This is a genomic window from Legionella geestiana (genome assembly GCF_004571195.1).
Taxonomy (GTDB): Bacteria; Pseudomonadota; Gammaproteobacteria; order Legionellales; family Legionellaceae; genus Legionella_B; species Legionella_B geestiana.
This window is the reverse complement of sequence record NZ_CP038271.1, coordinates 31,582-49,465: the sequence shown is the minus strand read 5'-3', so window position 1 is coordinate 49,465 and position 17,884 is coordinate 31,582. Positions and strand designations below refer to the sequence as shown.

The window sequence follows — 17,884 nt, the reverse complement described above, 5'->3', positions numbered from 1 at the left end:
TGCCCGGAGGATGTGTGCATGATTTCAAATGCTGCCGAGTTGTGTGAGCAGACAAAAACGCTCGCGCGCGCCCCTTCAGACGCTGCTGACAGTTTATGGGTATGCGGCCTCTTCGGTACTGCCATCGGTGCCGGAACGCTTTTTCTACCTATTAACGCGGGCTTAAGTGGTTTCTGGCCACTGATTTTTGTCAGTCTTCTTGCTTTTCCAATGACCCATTTTTCGCACCGTGCACTCTGCCGCTTTGTGCTCTCAGGCAGTAATACAAGCCGCGACATCACGGATGTCAGCCGCGAACATTTTGGGCCAATGGCCGGCAACCTTTTGACCTGGCTGTATTTTCTCTCGATTTATCCCATACTCCTCATGTACAGTGTCGCGATTACCAACACCACAAGCAGTTTCATGGCGCATCAGCTCAACATGACCCCGCCGCCCCGTGAGCTGCTGGCGCTCTTACTGGTCGGCGCGTTAATGGCGGTTGTGCGTATGGGTGAGAATGTTATCGTTCGCGTCATGCGCATGCTGGTCTATCCCTTTATACTCGTACTGTTGGCGCTCGCTGTCTGGCTGATTCCAGAGTGGAATGGTGCGGTTTTTACTGAAGCTCGCGCGCTCACGGATACGGCGACCTGGTCAAGCCTGTGGCTCACCCTGCCGGTAATGGTTTTTGCGTTTAACCACTCGCCCGTGATTTCAGCATTTGCAAAAAGTCAGAAAACCGCCGATGCGCTTCAAGCCGACACGAATGCCAGTCGAATTCTTCGCAAAAGCCATCTGCTAATGGTGCTAACCGTGCTGTTTTTTGTCTTCAGCTGTGTGTTCAGCCTCTCACCAAACGACCTTCTGGAGGCTAAAGCACAGAATATCTCGATTCTTTCCTACCTTGCCAATCATTTTGATACCCCCTTTATCAGCGTTCTGGCACCCTGTATCGCTTTTATTGCAATTGCCAAATCGTTTTTTGGGCATTATCTTGGTGCACGTGAGGGGATAGAGGGCATTCTGCAGCAGGCGCTTGCGAGAAAGCCCGCGAATCTTTTCAGGCGAAGATGCGCTATTGATGCCTTCATGCTTGTGAGCTGCTGGGCCGTAGCTACTTTAAACCCCGGCATTCTCTCAATGATTGAAAGCCTTGGTGGCCCGATTATCGCGCTCCTGCTGTTTTTAATGCCGATGTATGCGTTTACCCGCATTCCAGCACTTAAGAAGTATCGTTCGCGTTTTTCTGATTCATTTACGATTATTATTGGTTTATTGGCAGTTTCAGCCATTCTTTATGGATTTTTTTAAAATGCTTTTTTCTGGAAAAACTGTTTTTTTAACCGGTGCATCAAGCGGTATTGGTGAAGCCTGCGCAAGACACTTTGCCGCCATCGGTGCACGCCTCATTCTTTGTGCAAGACGGCTCTCGCGCCTTGAATCACTGGCGGCAACGCTGCAAACACTGCACAAGACCGAGACACTTGTTCTGCAGCTCGATGTGCGCGACAGGGAAGCCGTTCGGCGCGTTGTAACAAACCTTCCCCCTGAATGGCAAAGCATTGACCTTCTCATTAACAATGCGGGACTGGCACTTGGCAAAGAGCCGCTGCAGGTGGGCGATATTACTCAGTGGGAAACGATGATTGACACCAACATCAAAGGCCTGCTCTACGTCACCCGCGCCCTGCTTCCAGGGATGCTCGAAAAAAAACGCGGCCACATTATTAATGTCGGCTCCATAGCCGGCCAGGAATGCTACCCGCACGGTAACGTGTACGCGGCCACCAAGCACGCCGTACGCGCCATCACCAAATCCCTGCGCCTCGACCTGCTCGGCACCCCGATTCGCGTGAGCGAAATAGCACCCGGTGCGGTAGAAACGGAATTTTCCACCGTTCGCTGGAACGATGCCGAACGCGCCCGTGCGTTTTATAGCGAATTCACGCCTCTCAGTGCTGACGATATCGCAGAAACGGCCGTATGGATGGCCACCCGTCCGGCGCACGTGAATATTGCTGAAGTAACCATCCTCCCTACGGCACAGGCATCGGCGAATCATTTGCACCGTGGGTGAGAAAGTCCGTTGAATCACGCAATAGTGGATGTTTTCTGTTCTTGTTCTGTGTACGGGGCATTTTTTCCGCGCCGGGGGATTCACATGTATTTTTGTACCGTGACCAGGCTGAATCGTTCCATGCGTTGGCTCCGTGCCACACCCCGAATGGGTCCCCGCCTGCGCGGGGAAGACAGTGTGGGGGAGATTTTGGCCTCTGCACACAACCCGAATCCTGTCATTCCCGCGCAGGCGGGAACCCATCCCTGTGCCGGCACGGGGCTAACTCCAGCATGAGCCCCGGGAAGACAACGATTTTTCGTCCCGTACACAGATGCGTTGATTTTATGGAAAGATGCTGTGTACTGGGCAATCTTTTAAAGACACCTACTAAAGGTTCATCTATCTGGCGTTGATGCGATGATAATGTCCGGCGCACAGAATAAACATAAAGAAATACTTTTATCTTAAGTGTCTCTTAAGTTTCACTAGAGTAAAATTTAAGCTCAACCCAATTGTAGGAAAACATCCATGTCTGCCAGTGAATCGAATGTACGCTTAACGTTAACAGATGAACAAATCACACAAATGAAACGCGTCCTCAGGGAGCTTACCACCACCGAGGATAGCTTGACCCAGCAAGCGCTTCAGGCACAAACTGGACTGACAAAAATTATTGCACAAATCAACGATGGCCCTGATAAAGAGTTTCTCCAAAAAGCGCGTGACAAATTTGAAATTATCGCTAATGGCACAGCTTTCTGGAGTGAAAAAACCGCAAGGCTAGACTCAACTGAGGAAATTTTAACTGCTATCTATGATCTGAAGGAAAATATCAAAGATCAAGACAACCCTGTTGCTCTGAGATTCATAGCATGTATGTGGCTTACCGTTAATGCTCAGGGGTTAAACAGAATTCTTTCAAATCCAGCTCATACAGAAATTATTGCGGACATTAATGAGCAATTAAAAAGTGAGTTTAATAATCAACTCTCGTTGGCATATGTAATTTCACCACCATACCAGCGCATCCCTCGCATTCTTATGCTTATTAATGAATGTGTGAAGGTATTGGGTGAGTCACTCAATCGCGATGCAAAAAGTCTTGCATTAAAGTTTAAGGAGCTTGCAGGCAGAATTAATTCAATGACGCCAGAAAGCACGACTACAGTTCAAACTGTTCAAACAAGTCCAGACAGTCCTCTGGAAAAGTTTTTAACGCGGTTTAAGAGCATTTTTGACGCAAATCAATCACTGGAAATTAGTCAACAGACACCCTTCGATGTTAACAGCAGCATAGATATTTCCAATGGTTATTTTGATGCAGTTACCAAGACACTCGATATTTCACAACTACCACCCGCTTTTTTTACCCCGCAAGAAGAATATCGTGATCTTAGCAGTGAATTAAGTATTTTGATGGATCAATATGATAATTTGGTGGCTGAAATTGAAGGCAATCAAAACGCGGCCAATCTTACCCCTTCGTCTTCGTCTTCGTCTTCGTCTTCGTCTTCGTCTTCGTCTTCGTCTTCGTCTTCGTCTTCATCCAGCATACATTCGAGCCCGGTTACTCAGCCAGTGCTTTCATCAAATCATTTAGACGATGATGATGAAAATGCACTATTTTTGTCTTCGCCCATTCTGACTAATAATGACGCAGAAATAAGCATGGGCTCGCAGACACACTCCTCTTCAGATCCAGTCGTTGACAGTCGACAGCAGCCGCAATCTTCCAAACCACAGCTGCCTCCGCGTGATCTTAGCACTTCTTCTTCATCCGGGACTAATTCTGCTATTGTTGCTACGACATACCAAAATTCACCTGGTAGCGACGGTCAAAAATCAGATTTCGATCAAAGATCAGATCTCTTATCAGGCAGTAATTTTGCTGAGTGGCGAGGTAGCAATTTTTCACAATCTGCTGCCATACTAACAACTCAACCTGTCAGCATGGTTCGTATTGCTGACAGGGCTAAAAACTACCTTGAAAAAATCCAAAATCCAAAGGATCCATATGAACATGACTCTCCCTATAAATTAGGTTTCTTCGGCGGAACAGCTTTAGTTGATAACAAAAAAGTACCGGCTAATGTGGCACGCATGTTGACTGCTGTGCATAATGAAGTAAACCCACTTGTAAAACTGCAAAAAATCGCAGGGATTAGCGTAGAAGCACGATTTAACCGTGGATGCACGCGCGATGATGTTACTCAGCGCGTTTATGAAAACACACTCAAGGATTTGGGGGTTAATGCCGAAGAGTCCCGAAATAGAATATTGGGTGAAATTGATGATAAATTCAGTGGCCGCAAGGTAAAGCCTCGTACAGTCGCAAGGATTGAAGCACTGCTTAAGGCTAAAAATGAGATTACAATAGACCTCAATGATATTGCAGAAGTCATCCGCCTGGCTCAGGAAGCAGCAGGATCGTGGAAGCAGTATATTCCGTTTTATGGTCGCTCTGAAAAGACTCAAGCGTTTTATAAGGATATCACCTTGCTGCTGGATTTTACTGCACCGCGCACGCATCAAGATCATGATGACGATGAGCAAATGCAACATCGAAACTAACACTTAACCAGCCAGTAAATCGGTGCCCGCCTGCGCGGGCATGACAGGCTGGAGGCACGTGGTCGTTATGGATTACGACCCTCACACTTGCAAATGTAATTAATGGTAACTAAAATTACATTTAAAAGAGCGGGAGGTGCCTTGTGAACCTTGCAGCAATCCATCAACCAGAAGCGCCTCGGGTATTAACCCAGGCGCTTTTGCGCATGTGTACCCATTATAACCTGAGTGCGCGTGAGCTTTCGGAAATCCTTGGGGTCAGTGAGGCCAGTACCACCCGCATGCACCAGGGGAAAAAATGGATTAGCCCGGATTCTAAAGAAGGTGAAATTGCCCTGCTGCTCCTGCGGGTGTATCGAAGCCTCAATGCGCTTGTTGGTAATCACAATGAAAAAGCACAAAGCTGGCTGCGTGCGCAAAACCATTACCTGCGCTGCACACCGGTTAATGCCTTAAAAACTGTGACGGGGCTTGTGGAGGTGGTGCGCTACCTCGATGCTCTGCGGGGGAAACTGTGAACCTCTGGCAGCAGCTTCAGGGAGAAGCGCACATCCGCCCCTTGAGCGCAGACCCCTGGCGTGTGGTGGAAGCCCAGCACCTTTCCACAACACGATTTCTCGTGGACAGCATGGAAGAGCATGACCTCCTTGAAGCCATGATTGAGTCCTCAAAACCCGCCATTGAGCCCAGCTCCGACTACCTTATTTACACGCCCTTTCGCTACCCGCCTCTAGATTATGGCTCGCGGTTTGGGAGTGCATTTGAGCCCTCACTCTGGTATGGCTCACTTGCGCTTAAAACCGCTTTTGCCGAAGTGAGCTGGTACCGCCGACTCTTTCTGGCACAAACCAGTGCTGAACTTGGCTATGTTGAAACGCTTCTCACTGCGTTTCAAACGCGCCTTGAAACAGAAAGTGGCATTCATCTTTCAGAACCGCCCTTTCACGAACATCGCGAAGTAATTTCAGCGCCCCATACCTACGCAACCAGCCAGACACTGGGAAGCGCCATGCGCGAAGCTGGTGTTGAAGTCTTCAGCTATTATTCGGCACGCTCAGAAGAGCCCGCCATTAATATTGCCGCATTCACATCGCAGGTTTTTCGCAGAAAGAACGGTCAATTTATCAGAAACCAACAAACCTGGCAGTGCATTGCCAGCAAAGATACGGCGGAAATCACCCGCATCAGCCTTGATGGAAAACAACGCTACCGTTTTGAGGGTGCAGTGTCTTTTGAACTGGGGTGTTGACGCACGGCGCACTTTGCGTGAGAATGCCCGCGCCCCAACAGGGCTAAACGGACATTCACAAGGAAAGACACCATGCCCCGCCAATACTCGCATCTGCTGATTATCGCCGCTTTACTGCTGCCGCTTTCAACCCCGATTAACGCCTCTGATGAATTTTTATTGTGTGGGCCCGATGAAGATGGGTGTTATGAGGACATTTCACAGTGGTGTGCCTGCATTCCATACAACAGGGATTATGGGGAAAGTGCGTTTTGTTTTGATTTCGACAAAAGAACCTGCAAGCCGCTCGATGAAATGCCAGGGTGCATTCAGCGCTTCATTTTTCCCAATCAGGCAACCTGTCTTGCCACCCTTTTCCAAAGCTCACCACACCACCCCTGCGAACAGGTTAGCCGCGAGTATTGTGTATCGCACAAGACGCCTGTCTGCGCACCGGATGGACACCCCGGGTCCTGCCATCCGTTGGTGGATGATGAGATTGATTAAATCAATGGATCACGCCATTGGGATTGGGGTATTTGGTAATATCTGATGCCAGGCTTCGCTGCGCTCAACCCAGCCTACATCTAATATTTTGTTTTTAATGACATTTCAATGAGCAACGGTGCCGTAGCCTGCGCTGATAAGCGCGGGGATGGATACATAAAAGGATACCCGATGCCGGGCTTCGCGGCACTCAGCCCAGCCCACATCTAATATGTTGTTTTTAATGACATTTTAATGAGCAACGACGCCGTAGCCTGCGCTGATAAGCGCGGGGATGGATGCATGAAAGGATATCCGATTCCAGGCTTCGCGGCACTCAGCCAGGCCTGCAAAGCCCATTAAATACTCTCTTATGCAGTACGCAATATGCGCGCTGTAAATGAGGGGCGTAGATAAAAGCCCCTTGGCAGGGTGCGGATGCATTGTCCGGTGGCGTCATAACCTAACACCAGCGCCTGATTGTTAGCGGCTTTGGGGCGAATTTGCAGGTACTCGCCAAGGCCCGCATGAATTTCTTCAAGGCGCCCGGTTGAGGCCATCAGCGTGAGCTCCTGCCAGTCACGGGAAAGAATGCCTTCCTCCTCAGGACTCGGACTCCATAAAATGGGCGCGCCAATGCGCCGCTCAGAAAAGGGAATACTGCGCTCACCTTCCACCGGAAACCACAGCACGCGCCGAAGTTTGGCAAAACAGCTCGATGTTTCCCAGGTCTGTTCGTTAAGGGACGAAAGGTGCAGCGTAGTGACAAATGTTGATTCAGCAGGCTTGTAAGACGCCTTTAACGGGAGGGTTTTAAGTTCAATGCCAAGTTCCACAAAGTCAGGCTCTGCTTTCGAGCCGGCGCTGCTGCCAAGCAGACGCTCAAGCGCACCACCCAGCCAGCCCTTGCCGGCGGCAGATGAAGCAGGCAAATGAATCCCGAGGATTGAGGCAACCTGCGCGAAGCTCATGCCGGTGATGGCATTAGCGCGCGCGAGCAGCTCCTCTTCACTCTGTGGCGGCGTTCTCCTTTGGAAACCAGAGGTGTTCATTATCTTTCAACTCCACGCGCATCGGCGGTATGGGAGGCTGGATGTTCGCCGCACGGAATTTTTCGGTAATCGAAAACAACAGTTTTGAGCGCACTTCAAAGCGCGTGTGTTTTTCAACGTTGATAAAATAACGCACTTCAAAACCAATGAGCGCATCATCAATCTGCGTCATTAATGCCTGCGGCGGTGGTTCAGATAAAATTTCTTCAATATCGGCAAGGGCATCCAAAAGCAGCTGCTGGACTATCCGTGGATTATCGGTACGACTGACACGCACCGGCACCACTGTGCGCACAATACTGTCCTGGTGGGTCCAGTTGGTAAAAGGTTTATTAAAGGTTTCAGCATTGGGTATCACTACTTCCATGTTATCCCAGGACGACACCCGCATGGAGCGAATGCCAATGTGTGCGACGCGCCCTTCGTGCGTACCAATGGTCACAAGGTCGCCCTCGCGCACTGGCCGCTCGATAAGCAGCATCAATCCGCCAACCACATTACTCGCAAAATCACGCAGTCCAAATCCCATACCGACCGCCAGCCCCCCAAGTACCATGGACAGCCCGGCAAAATCAAAGCCGAGAACACGCACCGCAATAAAACCGCCAATCAGAATCACTGCATACTGGGTAAACACTGAAAGGCTGTTGCGAATACCGGCGTCTCGTGCGTTGCGATACAGCCAGCGCCACGAAAATTCACGTGTCCACTTGGACGCCCACGCAACGACCGAGAGCAGCACCATAAATTCCAGCGTGCTGAAAAGGGTGATTTTCACACCGGAAATATCAACAAAAGGATAGCGGGCTATGGCGAGCAGTTGCGCCGTCACTTCGGAATCTGCGTTCCAGCCCATAATGCGAAAGAGCATCCACACACAAAGCCCAAAGAGCGCGAGACGAAGCACCTTATCAAGCGGTTTCAGCACCAGCTCAATATACACCCAGCCATTTTGGAGAGACGATACCATCCATTCCGACAAGAGTTCCATGCCATCAAGAAGGACACCACGCAAAAGTACTGAAGTTACAAGCACCAGTAAAAAATACACTTCATACTGGCTCATGGTCCATGCGAGGTTCACATATCCCAGCAACCCCGTCATGGCGGTTACAAAGAGCGTAAGTGGCGCCAGAAGGGTCAGCAAAGTAATGGCGTTACGGAAATAACGCTTGCGCATGCGCCGTACAGGCATTAAAAGCCAGGACACCACTTCGCGGCTTTTCCAGAGCAATACCGACACCGCCAGCAAAAACACCATAAAGAAGCGGTTAAAAAGTTCCTGCAATTTATCGCCAAGCGGTAATAGATGACTGAAAACCACGAGACCAGTTATCCAACCGCCAACCAGCAGCAGCCAGCGAAGGCGGTGATAGAGCCGAACATCATGGCCAGAAGCGTCACTCACCCGCTCCATCAACACCATTCGCGCGATAAGAATCAGCACGCGAAACACTATCCAGACACCAAAGAGGTTCACCAGTACCTGATAGTTAATCATCGGAACATGGCATTGCCAGAAAACGAGCCAAAAAGAACCGGCAATGGCCAGCCACGGAAGGTTACGGCTAAAAAGCAGCAGCACCGCCTGAAAAAGATGACCCGAAAGACGCTGACGTGTTTTGGCGCCAGTCATACGGCGCAAGACATGCCAAAGCCCGGCAGAAGAGGCACCAAAAACCAGTAGACTCAGCCAGAGCATGGCCGCAGGCCATGTATCAAGCCAGAGATAGTTATCACTCACGCGTAAAAAAAGCGATTTTAAATACTCGTAAAACTGCGCCGGAATGCGCGCAAATTCACTGGCAATGTCTGGCCAGCGCTCAAAACCGTACCCGCCAAGGCTTTTGCGCGCCGAGAGTTGCTGACTCACCTGCTGCTGGCGGTTTTCAAGATCTTCCCCAAGCGTCTGCTGCTGAATTCCGACTTCCTCAAGACGTGCGCGTGTTTTGGTAAGAACCGCGCGGGCTTCATTTGCAAGAGCCGGGGACGAGATGCCGGGAATAATTCCCTCAATTAATGAGATGCGCTGCTTAAGTGACGCTTCAAGTGCCTGCAGTCGGGTAATGGAGGAACTGTAAATGTCGTTAACCGCTTCGAGTGTCCGCAAATCGGCATTTTTAAATAACTGAAAATCGGCTTTTGCGAGCTTTTTCTGCAGGCTGATTTCCAACAGCTCATCCTGCATGAGTCGAATCATCTGGTTATTCAGAAGAATGCGCGTCTCGGTACCTCGCGCGACTCCGGGTCCATTCGCTGATTTTTCAGCATTCTGCAATGCGATGTTGCCCGCAAGACGGGTGTTAATAACGGATTCAATCTCGCGCTCTTTAGCACGCAGTGCATCGAGCTCGCGATGCAGCGCAAAACGCGCATCCTGAATAGCCAGCATGCGGCGTTCGGCGCGAATAATCTCTTGATACTGCTGCGACATCTCCAAATCTTCGCGAATCAACGCAATGCTTTTTTTGACAATTTCACTTTCAGTGATAAGGGCGTTGATGCGCTCTCTGGCTTCAGCCGCGTCACCGCGTGTCGGGGAAACCGACTGCTGCAGTGTTTTCAGGCGGGCCGTGAGCTCTAAAAGGCGTTCAGTCTGGCTTTGCAAAAAGCCTTCAAGCGTATTAATGCCGGCAAGGTTAACGCTCTGTCGGGCTGCATTTTCTTCCTGCTGTTTTTTAAGTTCATCAGCATCTTTCGCCGCTGAAAACAGACCGGCGGCATTAAGGGCGATACCAAGGCGCATCTTTTCCTGCGTCAGGTATTCAATCATCTCTCCAGAACCACTACGCGCGCTGGCAAAAGCAATCGCAGACGGCAAAAGACCGGACACCACAATAACAAGCGAGAGAAAGACGCCCGCCAGTCGTGCCGCTACACTTTTGCCGTTATGATTAACTCTCGTTTCGCGTTCTGGCAAGACGTACCCCCAATTCTTCTAATTGCGCTTCTGCAATTACAGAAGGCGCATTGGTCAAAAGGCAGGATGCAGACTGCGTTTTTGGAAACGCAATGACATCTCTGATGGATGAAGAGCCAGTCATCAGCATTGCGAGGCGATCAAGCCCCAGGGCGATTCCACCGTGAGGCGGACAGCCATACTGCAGCGCATCCAGCAAGAAGCCAAACTTTTCACGCGCACAGTGCTCATCAATACCGATAAGATCAAAAACCGCCTGTTGCAGTTCCTGATTATGAATGCGAATGGAGCCGCCTCCAATTTCATACCCGTTGATGACAATGTCATAGGCTTTGGCGAGGCTCTCGCCCGGGTTCGCGCGCAGAGACTCAGGATGCGTGTCCTGCGGAGAGGTGAAAGGGTGGTGTGCGGGCGAGAGCGCTCCCGTTTCCGGGTTTTTCTCAAACATGGGCCAATCCACCACCCAAAGTAGCTCCCAGCCTTCTTTAATCAAATTGAAATCCTGCGCAAGACGTGTACGCAGCGCGCCCATAGACTCATTCACCATAAAGGCTTTTCCGGCGCCAAAAAAGAGCATGTCGCCTGTTTCCGCTCCTGTGCGAACGAGCAAACTCTCAACCAATTCGGGCGATAAAAACTTAAGAACAGGCGATTGCAGCCCTTCCATACCGGCGTGCCTGTCGTTGACTTTGATAGATGCGAGCCCTTTGGCGCCATACTGGCCGACAAAAGTCACCAGCGCATCCAGGTCCTTACGGCTCATGGACGCACCACCCGGCAGACGAATGGCAGCTACCCGCCCTTCGGCATCTTCTGCGGCGGTCTTGAAGACAGCAAAATCTGAGTCTTTAACGATATCAGCAACATCCAACAGCTCAAGCGGGTTGCGAAGGTCGGGCTTGTCACTGCCGAAACGGCGCATGGCCTCGGCATAGGTCATGCGCGGCAGCTCTGAAGGCAGCTGAACATCAAGCACCGCTGCGAACACATGCTGCAAAAGACCTTCAATAAGCTTCTGAATAACCGACTCATCGATAAACGACATTTCAATATCAAGCTGCGTAAACTCAGGCTGGCGGTCGGCACGCAGGTCTTCGTCACGGAAACAGCGCACAATCTGGTAATAGCGGTCAAAGCCTGAAACCATCAACAGTTGTTTAAAAAGCTGGGGCGACTGAGGCAGCGCATAAAACTCACCAGGATGAACGCGCGAAGGCACGAGATAATCACGTGCGCCCTCTGGTGTGGCTTTGGTCAGCATCGGTGTTTCAATGTCAAGAAAGCCCCGGGCATTAAGAAATTCTCGGATAGACTGACTCAGGCGGTGTCGCAGCATGAGGCTTTTCTGCATGGTTTCACGGCGCAGGTCGAGGTAACGGTAGCGGTAGCGGATATCATCACTGACCGTCTGGTGTTCATCCGGCAGGAAGGGCAGCGGCGGGGAGACGGCAAGAATTTCAATGGCACTCGCCACAACCTCAACACCGCCGGTCTGCATCAAGGTATTGCGCATTCCCTCAGGACGCGCTCGCACACTGCCTGTTACACGCACCACGTATTCGTGCCGCAGCTTCTGCGCTTCACGAAAAACGGCCTCAAGTGCGGGTTCACACACCACCTGCAAAATTCCAGAGCGATCGCGCACTACGAGGAAAATGACATCGCCAAGCAGACGGCAACTGTTCACCCAGCCGCATATACTGATTTCCTGTGAAACCAGCGCTTCGTTTATCTCTGTGCAATAATGTGTGCGCATGCTCTACCTGTATACCGGTTCTGTGTCAACCACAGAAAATTCTCGAAAAAAATCTTGCGAATAAAAAAGACGCGATTATGCGTCTTTTTTACCGCCGGAGTCACTGCCTGAACTGCCGCTGGTATCAGAAGCGGGTTTTTTATAATCGGTTGCATACCAGCCAGTACCCTTCAGTTGGAAAGAAGGCGCTGAAACCAGACGTACTGCCGTTTGCTCAAAACATTTTGGACACTGTGTCACGGGTTTATCACTCATCTTTTGCATCAAGTCAAAATGGTGGTTACACCCGCTGCACTGATATTCGTAAATGGGCATCTCACTACTCCGAACAAGACAATGAACGCTTTGAACAACTGCATATCATAACATAAATCAGAGGCTTGCCACAATCGTTCCTGGCGCGGCTCAGAGCAGGATTACACTATTTTTGTATTTGAAGCAGATAAACCACTTGCCTTGCCGGTTTCAGCACCGCACAGACGGGGCTTCATTAGGGTCTTATATGAACCCTAATCAAACACAGTAAGGATTTAACTCCGTAAATAGTTCCCCGCCTGCGCGCTGAGGAATCCCGACATATTTTTGTACAGCGGGCCAGTTTCAACCAGCGCAGACAAGGCTTTGATGAGTTTCTGAGAACTTGAAGTGCATACAAATCCGTGATCGCGTTATTTTTCGCAAAAAAAGAATCGGGATCACCCGGCGCGGGAGGCAGGGAACTATCCCTGAAAAAGCACAGTGCCAATACAGGGATGGGTTCCCGCCTGCGCGGGAATGACAGGATTCGGGGTGTGTGCGGAGGCCAAAATCTCTCCCACATTGTCTTCCCCGCGCAGGCGGGGACCCATTCGGGGTGTGGCACGGAGCTAATGCATGGTTCGGAACCCGCATGCTCGTTGTACAAAAATTTGTCGGAATTCCTCAGCGCCTGCGCGGGGAGGACACAAGCAAATACCGAAGTGAGTATTTACAGCTCAAAGTATGATTTTACCCTGAGGCGCGGCTGACAGCTTCCCATTAAAAGCAATTTCTCCAAGCAATGGGAAAGGCATCATTTCCAGCAGGGTTTTATAATTTTCCTGAGGTTCGAGCATGTCTTTGTCTATCCAGTTGGCAATCCAGCCAGCACAGTCAATATGCTCCTCCTGAAGAACGCGCGCCGTCAACAGCGCGTGATTCAGGCAGCCAAGACGCATCCCAATAACGAGAATAACCGGCATTTTAGTGATTTTCAGAAAATGCAGCCAGGTTTCCTGCGCATTAAGCGGCACCATCAGGCCGCCGGCGCCCTCAACCAGCAGCACTTCGGTATCAGGCGGCGCTGCTTCATTGCAGGAGGTGGCCACATCTACAGCACGAAGGGACACACCCGCACGTTCTGCCGCAATGTGCGGTGAAACTGGCGGTTCAAAGCGAAATACGCGCGCTGATGCATGCATGCCGAATTGTGCAAGTGCTTCAGCATCGTCACTGATGCATTGCCCCCCTTCCACCCGGCATCCACTGGCAACAGGCTTAAACCCGATGGCACGCACACCCTGCTCGTTCCAGTAAGCGAGCAGCGTACAAGCGGCGTGCGTCTTACCGCAATTGGTGTCAGTTCCCGTAATAAAATACCGTTTCATCGTAAAAAATCCTCCACGTGCGCTACAAATTCTTCTGCATGCGATAGAAATGGCATATGGCCGGCTCTTGGAAAGAGCGTGAAGCCTATTCCTGGGTAGCGCGCACGCATGGCCTCCAGTACCTCGACCGGGGTAATCGCATCAAGCCGTCCAAAAAGGTAGGACGTTGGCAGAGCGAGGTCTGAAAGCGCCTCCCGATAATCCCACGAGGCGAGTATATGCAGCCCTTCTCGCAGGGCTTTCGGACAATTATCAGCTGGCAGTTCAGGCATCACGCGACCACGTGCCTGCAGGCTTACAAAATCATGTAATACCTGCGAAGGCGCGTGCTCAAGCTTTTGCAAAAATCCTTCAATGACAACTGGCTCAATGCCCGGCCAATCGTCTTCTTTCATAAAAAAGGGAGATGTGGCAATTCCCAGGAGATGCGATACCCTTTCTGCAAATGCGTGTGCAAAACGAAGTGCGTAAAGTCCTCCCATCGACCACCCGCCGAGCGCAAAGGATGCCGGCAACTGATGAATAAGTGCCTCGCAAAAAGCCTCCCACGACATCAGAGAGGATTGCCCAAACCCTGGCAAGTCCACAAGATAGAGCGTAAAACGCTCGGTAAGACGCGGCAGAAGCGGTGTCCAGACGCGGCTGTCAAACGCCCAGCCATGAAAGAGAACCAGCGGATAGCCGTTCCCGGTTTTATGAATCGCAAGTGTCATGAAAAACGTGTATGTGTTTTAGAAAATCATCAATTGCCTCTGGCGTATGCTGACTGTTCAGCAATACCCTAAGCCCCGTTTGCACGCGTGTGACCGTCGGCTCGCGCATGGCCATGCAGAAAAATCCCTTCTCGCGAAGAAAGCCTGCAAGCTTCAGTGCGCGGTGCGGACAGCCAAGGCGCAGCTGCTGAATCGCGGTTGTTGAGTCTGCCCATGAAAGCGGGGAGGCGCGTGTGCAGGCGCGAAAATAGTGTATGATTTCATCAAGACGCGCACGCAATTCGTCTGCGGCGCGCACAATTGGCAGCACATCACAAAGCCCCTGAGCCAGGGCCGGACTCATTGCCGTTGAGTAGATGCAGGAGCGCGCCTCTTGAAGGAGCGACTGCACATAAAGCGCCTCCCCTGCCACCACAGCCCCCTGAGCCGCAAACGCCTTGCCAAATGGAATCACACGAAGCGCAACATGAGCCTCCACTCCGGCAGCCGCCACACCACCAAGTCCTTCAGGCCCCAACACCCCAAAGGCGTGCGCCTCATCAACCACCAGTGGTACACCCGTGCCGCGAAGACGTTCGGCATACAGCGCGAGCGGTGCTGTCTTACCACTCATGCTGAAAACGCTCTCCGTCATTACCGCCGTGTTTTCCCCGGCTCTTGCAACCTTTGCCTGCATGTCATCCGCATCCACATGACGAAAACGCAGAAAGCGGCCTTCTGCTGCAGATACCCCATCATACACAGACGCATGTATGGCTTTATCCATTACGAGCGTAATGCCATTACGGCCTAAAAAACGGCCTAAAGCGAGATTGGCGGTATAACCCGCGCCAAACACCAGACAATCTTCCACATTGAGCGCTTCAGAAAAGGCCGCCTCCAATGCCTTATGCTCTGGATGATAACCGCTGACCACAAGCGAGCCGGCGCTGCAGGGCGAAAGGCGCGCGAATGCATCGGCAAACGCCTTGCGAACACGCGCATCGGCCGACAGTCCAAGATAGTCGTTACTGGCAAAATGGCGGGATATGGGCACGCCATCCACGAGCGTGCGCTCCCGCCAGAGGCCGCGCTCGCGTAAACTCTGGGCGCGAACCGACAGCAAATCGCTCAACATGCAGGTTCCAGTTCCATTGCGGTGATACCAAGCTTTTCAAAGAGACTTGCATCGCGACTGGGACCTGAGTTTTCTTCTGTGAGCAGTTTCTCACCAAGAAACACTGAATTGGCGCCAGCAAAAAAGCACATCGCCTGCAGCTCGTCACTCATCGCGTGACGACCAGCTGTCAGACGCACAACACTTTTGGGCATCAGGATTCGCGCCGTTGCAATTGTACGCACAAGCTCAATGCCATCTACCGGCTCGGCGCGCGCCAGCGGCGTTCCCTCCACCGGAATCAACTGGTTAATCGGCACACTTTCAGGCGGCGTTGGCAGGTTGGCGAGTGTCTGGAGAAATTCAACACGGTCGTCACGCGTTTCGCCAAGACCGACAATGCCGCCTGAGCACACGTTAATGCCTGCCTGGCGAACATTTTCGAGCGTATCCAGTCGGTCAGAAAAACAGCGGGTGGTAACGACTTTCTCGTAATAAGATGGGGAAGTGTCAATATTATGGTTGTAATATCCAAGACCGGCGTCCGCCAGCATTTTTGCCTTATCCGCATCCAGCATGCCAAGGGTCATGCAGGTTTCAAGACCCAGCGCACGTACGCCCTTTATCATTTCAATCAGTGCCGGCATCGCTTTATCCGGCGGGTTTCGCCAGGCGGCTCCCATGCAGAAACGGCTCGCACCACCGGCTTTGGCCTCGCGGGCACGTTCCAGCACGGCTTCAACGTCCATAAGCGGCTCTTTCTGCAGACCGGTGTTGTGGTGCCCGCTTTGCGAGCAGTAGCCGCAATCCTCAGGGCAGGCGCCGGTTTTAATGCTGAGCAGTGTTGCCATGTGCATGCGATTGGGCGCATGATGCGCGCGGTGCACGGTATGTGCCTCAAAGAGCAGGTCATTGAGTGGTTTGCTGTAAATTGCCAGAATGGCATCTGTCGACCATTTACCGTTTGAACCGGACACACTTTTCCCCTTTTGTTATCAGTACCTCACATGATAAAGTCGGCATTCGTATTGTCAACTTAAAAAAATCACCATGGTTAACAGCTCCGATTTAATTACGCGCGACCTGCGTCATATCTGGCACCCCTGCGCCCAGATGAAAGATTTTGAGCGGGTAGCGCCACTGGTGATTGAACGGGCATCAGGAAGCCTGCTGTATACCCCGGATGGTGCGCTGATTGATAGCATCTCAAGCTGGTGGTGCAAATCCCTGGGCCATGGACACCCCGCCATTCTTGCGGCCATTCGTGCGCAACTCGAACGTTTTGAGCACGTCATTGCCGCCAACACCACCCATGAAAACCTTGCGCGTCTCGGGGAAAAGCTTGCGGCTCTCTCTGGTCTTCAGCACGTATTGTTCGCAAGCGATGGCTCAAGTGCTGTTGAAATTTCCCTAAAGCTCGCCCTCATGTATCAGCGCCACCGCGGCGAGCATCAGCGTACGCGTTTTATGGCGCTCTCTGGCGCCTATCATGGTGAAACCCTTGGAGCCTTGAGCGTCAGCAGGGCTGAAGCTTTTCGCATTGGCGAACATCAGCCAGGCTTTGCGTGCGACTTTTTAAGCCCGCTTCCCTTTGTCAGCGGCACGGATGACCCGCTCTGGAAGGATTGTGAACACGTATGGCCGTATATTGAATCACAGTTACTCGCCGCAAAAGACACGCTTGCCGCCATTATCGTGGAGCCATTAATTCAGGGGGCAATCGGCATGCGCTGCTACAGCGCCGATTTTTTAAGGCGACTGAGCATGTTTGCCCGCGAGCACGGTATTCTTCTTATCGCTGATGAAATCATGACTGGCATTGGGCGTACCGGCACCTGGCTTGCGTGTGAGCATGCTGGCATTCGCGCGGATATGGTCTGCCTTTCCAAAGGATTAACAGCTGGAGCCCTGCCACTTAGCTGCACGCTGGTGAATACAGGAATTTATCAGGAATTTTATGCTGATGCCGCGAGTGGCAAGGCATTTTTACACTCCCACACGCACAGCGCAAACGCGCTGGCCGTTGCAGCGGCACTGGCGACACTCGAAACATTCGAGAGCGAGGGCATCCTCGCGCGGGCAGCCTCACTCGGCCATACGCTTCGCGAACATTTTTTAACCGTTGCAAATGATTCTGACGCACTGGAAAATGTGCGCTCACTAGGGGCCATGGTTGCAGCAGACATAAAAGCCCCCGCTCATGCCCGCGCAGGCTTCACGCTTGCCCATGAAGCGCAGAGACGTGGCGCGCTCCTGCGCCCCATAGGAAACACCCTTTACTGGCTGCCACCGCTTACCATGGACAGCAGCACGGTTGAAAAACTTGCAGAAATCACCCTACACTCACTACATGCGTGCAAAAAACGCGACTGGACAATCTGAGCTCAGGAACTGCT

Annotated in this window: 15 protein-coding genes; 7 read left to right on the top strand and 8 right to left on the bottom strand. The window is 51.6% G+C overall.

The genetic code is table 11. The features are described 5' to 3' along the window. Positions 1-18: 18 nt before the first annotated feature. The 6 genes from E4T54_RS00205 to E4T54_RS00185 all read left to right on the top strand — a co-directional run bounded on the left by E4T54_RS00205 (position 19) and on the right by E4T54_RS00185 (position 6,347). Entirely contained in the window at positions 19-1,293 is a 1,275-nt protein-coding gene (locus E4T54_RS00205; RefSeq protein WP_028387174.1) for an SLC5/6 family protein, read from the top strand. Beyond that, positions 1,280-2,059, top strand: a complete 780-nt coding sequence (locus tag E4T54_RS00200) for an SDR family NAD(P)-dependent oxidoreductase (protein WP_028387173.1) — start codon at positions 1,280-1,282, stop codon at positions 2,057-2,059. Before E4T54_RS00205 ends, E4T54_RS00200 begins: the two co-directional genes overlap by 14 nt. Positions 2,060-2,569: 510 nt before the next feature. Beyond that, a complete protein-coding gene (locus tag E4T54_RS11960) occupies positions 2,570-4,612 on the top strand; it encodes a hypothetical protein (protein WP_028387172.1) in 2,043 nt (680 codons plus the stop codon). A gap of 143 nt (positions 4,613-4,755) precedes the next feature. Continuing rightward, positions 4,756-5,130: an antitoxin Xre/MbcA/ParS toxin-binding domain-containing protein gene (locus tag E4T54_RS00195; RefSeq protein ID WP_035903641.1), complete on the top strand. Its 375-nt coding sequence runs from the start codon at positions 4,756-4,758 to the stop codon at positions 5,128-5,130. Then, positions 5,127-5,861, top strand: coding sequence for an RES family NAD+ phosphorylase (locus E4T54_RS00190; RefSeq protein ID WP_028387170.1), 735 nt, complete (start codon positions 5,127-5,129; stop codon positions 5,859-5,861). The genes E4T54_RS00195 and E4T54_RS00190 overlap by 4 nt, the downstream gene beginning before the upstream one ends. Before the next feature lie 72 nt (positions 5,862-5,933). Then, positions 5,934-6,347 (top strand): hypothetical protein, encoded by a 414-nt coding sequence (locus E4T54_RS00185; RefSeq protein WP_051551029.1) that lies wholly within the window; start codon positions 5,934-5,936, stop codon positions 6,345-6,347. A gap of 350 nt (positions 6,348-6,697) precedes the next feature. Here the strand turns inward: E4T54_RS00185 and mutH are convergent, their stop codons facing one another. The 8 genes from mutH to bioB all read right to left on the bottom strand — a co-directional run bounded on the left by mutH (position 6,698) and on the right by bioB (position 16,465). Then, entirely contained in the window at positions 6,698-7,378 is a 681-nt protein-coding gene (gene mutH, locus E4T54_RS00180) for a DNA mismatch repair endonuclease MutH (RefSeq protein ID WP_028387168.1), read from the bottom strand. Then, positions 7,335-10,298: a mechanosensitive ion channel domain-containing protein gene (locus E4T54_RS00175; RefSeq protein ID WP_051551028.1), complete on the bottom strand. Its 2,964-nt coding sequence runs from the start codon at positions 10,296-10,298 to the stop codon at positions 7,335-7,337. The genes mutH and E4T54_RS00175 overlap by 44 nt, the downstream gene beginning before the upstream one ends. Further along, a complete protein-coding gene (gene aspS / locus E4T54_RS00170; protein WP_028387167.1) occupies positions 10,273-12,054 on the bottom strand; it encodes an aspartate--tRNA ligase in 1,782 nt (593 codons plus the stop codon). Before aspS ends, E4T54_RS00175 begins: the two co-directional genes overlap by 26 nt. Positions 12,055-12,129: 75 nt before the next feature. After that, entirely contained in the window at positions 12,130-12,369 is a 240-nt protein-coding gene (locus E4T54_RS00165; protein ID WP_028387166.1) for an FmdB family zinc ribbon protein, read from the bottom strand. A gap of 659 nt (positions 12,370-13,028) precedes the next feature. After that, entirely contained in the window at positions 13,029-13,679 is a 651-nt protein-coding gene (gene bioD, locus E4T54_RS00160; protein ID WP_028387165.1) for a dethiobiotin synthase, read from the bottom strand. Beyond that, positions 13,676-14,392 (bottom strand): alpha/beta fold hydrolase, encoded by a 717-nt coding sequence (locus tag E4T54_RS00155; protein ID WP_028387164.1) that lies wholly within the window; start codon positions 14,390-14,392, stop codon positions 13,676-13,678. The genes bioD and E4T54_RS00155 overlap by 4 nt, the downstream gene beginning before the upstream one ends. Next, complete coding sequence (locus E4T54_RS00150; protein WP_035903636.1) at positions 14,373-15,509, bottom strand: aminotransferase class I/II-fold pyridoxal phosphate-dependent enzyme; 1,137 nt, start codon at positions 15,507-15,509, stop codon at positions 14,373-14,375. Before E4T54_RS00150 ends, E4T54_RS00155 begins: the two co-directional genes overlap by 20 nt. After that, positions 15,503-16,465: a biotin synthase BioB gene (gene bioB, locus E4T54_RS00145; RefSeq protein ID WP_028387162.1), complete on the bottom strand. Its 963-nt coding sequence runs from the start codon at positions 16,463-16,465 to the stop codon at positions 15,503-15,505. The genes E4T54_RS00150 and bioB overlap by 7 nt, the downstream gene beginning before the upstream one ends. Positions 16,466-16,538: 73 nt before the next feature. Between bioB and bioA the strand changes: the two genes are divergently transcribed. Continuing rightward, positions 16,539-17,870: an adenosylmethionine--8-amino-7-oxononanoate transaminase gene (gene bioA, locus E4T54_RS00140; RefSeq protein ID WP_028387161.1), complete on the top strand. Its 1,332-nt coding sequence runs from the start codon at positions 16,539-16,541 to the stop codon at positions 17,868-17,870. Positions 17,871-17,884: the final 14 nt, after the last annotated feature.

Excerpts from the sequence above, each read along its gene's own strand:
- E4T54_RS00185 (WP_051551029.1), top strand. The coding sequence starts at position 5,934 with ATGCCCCGCCAATACTCGCATCTGCTGATTATCGCCGCTTTACTGCTG.
- E4T54_RS00165 (WP_028387166.1), bottom strand. The coding sequence starts at position 12,369 with ATGCCCATTTACGAATATCAGTGCAGCGGGTGTAACCACCATTTTGAC.
- E4T54_RS11960 (WP_028387172.1), top strand. The coding sequence starts at position 2,570 with ATGTCTGCCAGTGAATCGAATGTACGCTTAACGTTAACAGATGAACAA.
- E4T54_RS00205 (WP_028387174.1), top strand. The coding sequence starts at position 19 with ATGATTTCAAATGCTGCCGAGTTGTGTGAGCAGACAAAAACGCTCGCG.
- E4T54_RS00155 (WP_028387164.1), bottom strand. The coding sequence starts at position 14,392 with ATGACACTTGCGATTCATAAAACCGGGAACGGCTATCCGCTGGTTCTC.
- mutH (WP_028387168.1), bottom strand. The coding sequence starts at position 7,378 with ATGAACACCTCTGGTTTCCAAAGGAGAACGCCGCCACAGAGTGAAGAG.
- bioD (WP_028387165.1), bottom strand. The coding sequence starts at position 13,679 with ATGAAACGGTATTTTATTACGGGAACTGACACCAATTGCGGTAAGACG.
- E4T54_RS00200 (WP_028387173.1), top strand. The coding sequence starts at position 1,280 with ATGGATTTTTTTAAAATGCTTTTTTCTGGAAAAACTGTTTTTTTAACC.
- bioA (WP_028387161.1), top strand. The coding sequence starts at position 16,539 with ATGGTTAACAGCTCCGATTTAATTACGCGCGACCTGCGTCATATCTGG.
- aspS (WP_028387167.1), bottom strand. The coding sequence starts at position 12,054 with ATGCGCACACATTATTGCACAGAGATAAACGAAGCGCTGGTTTCACAG.
- E4T54_RS00150 (WP_035903636.1), bottom strand. The coding sequence starts at position 15,509 with ATGTTGAGCGATTTGCTGTCGGTTCGCGCCCAGAGTTTACGCGAGCGC.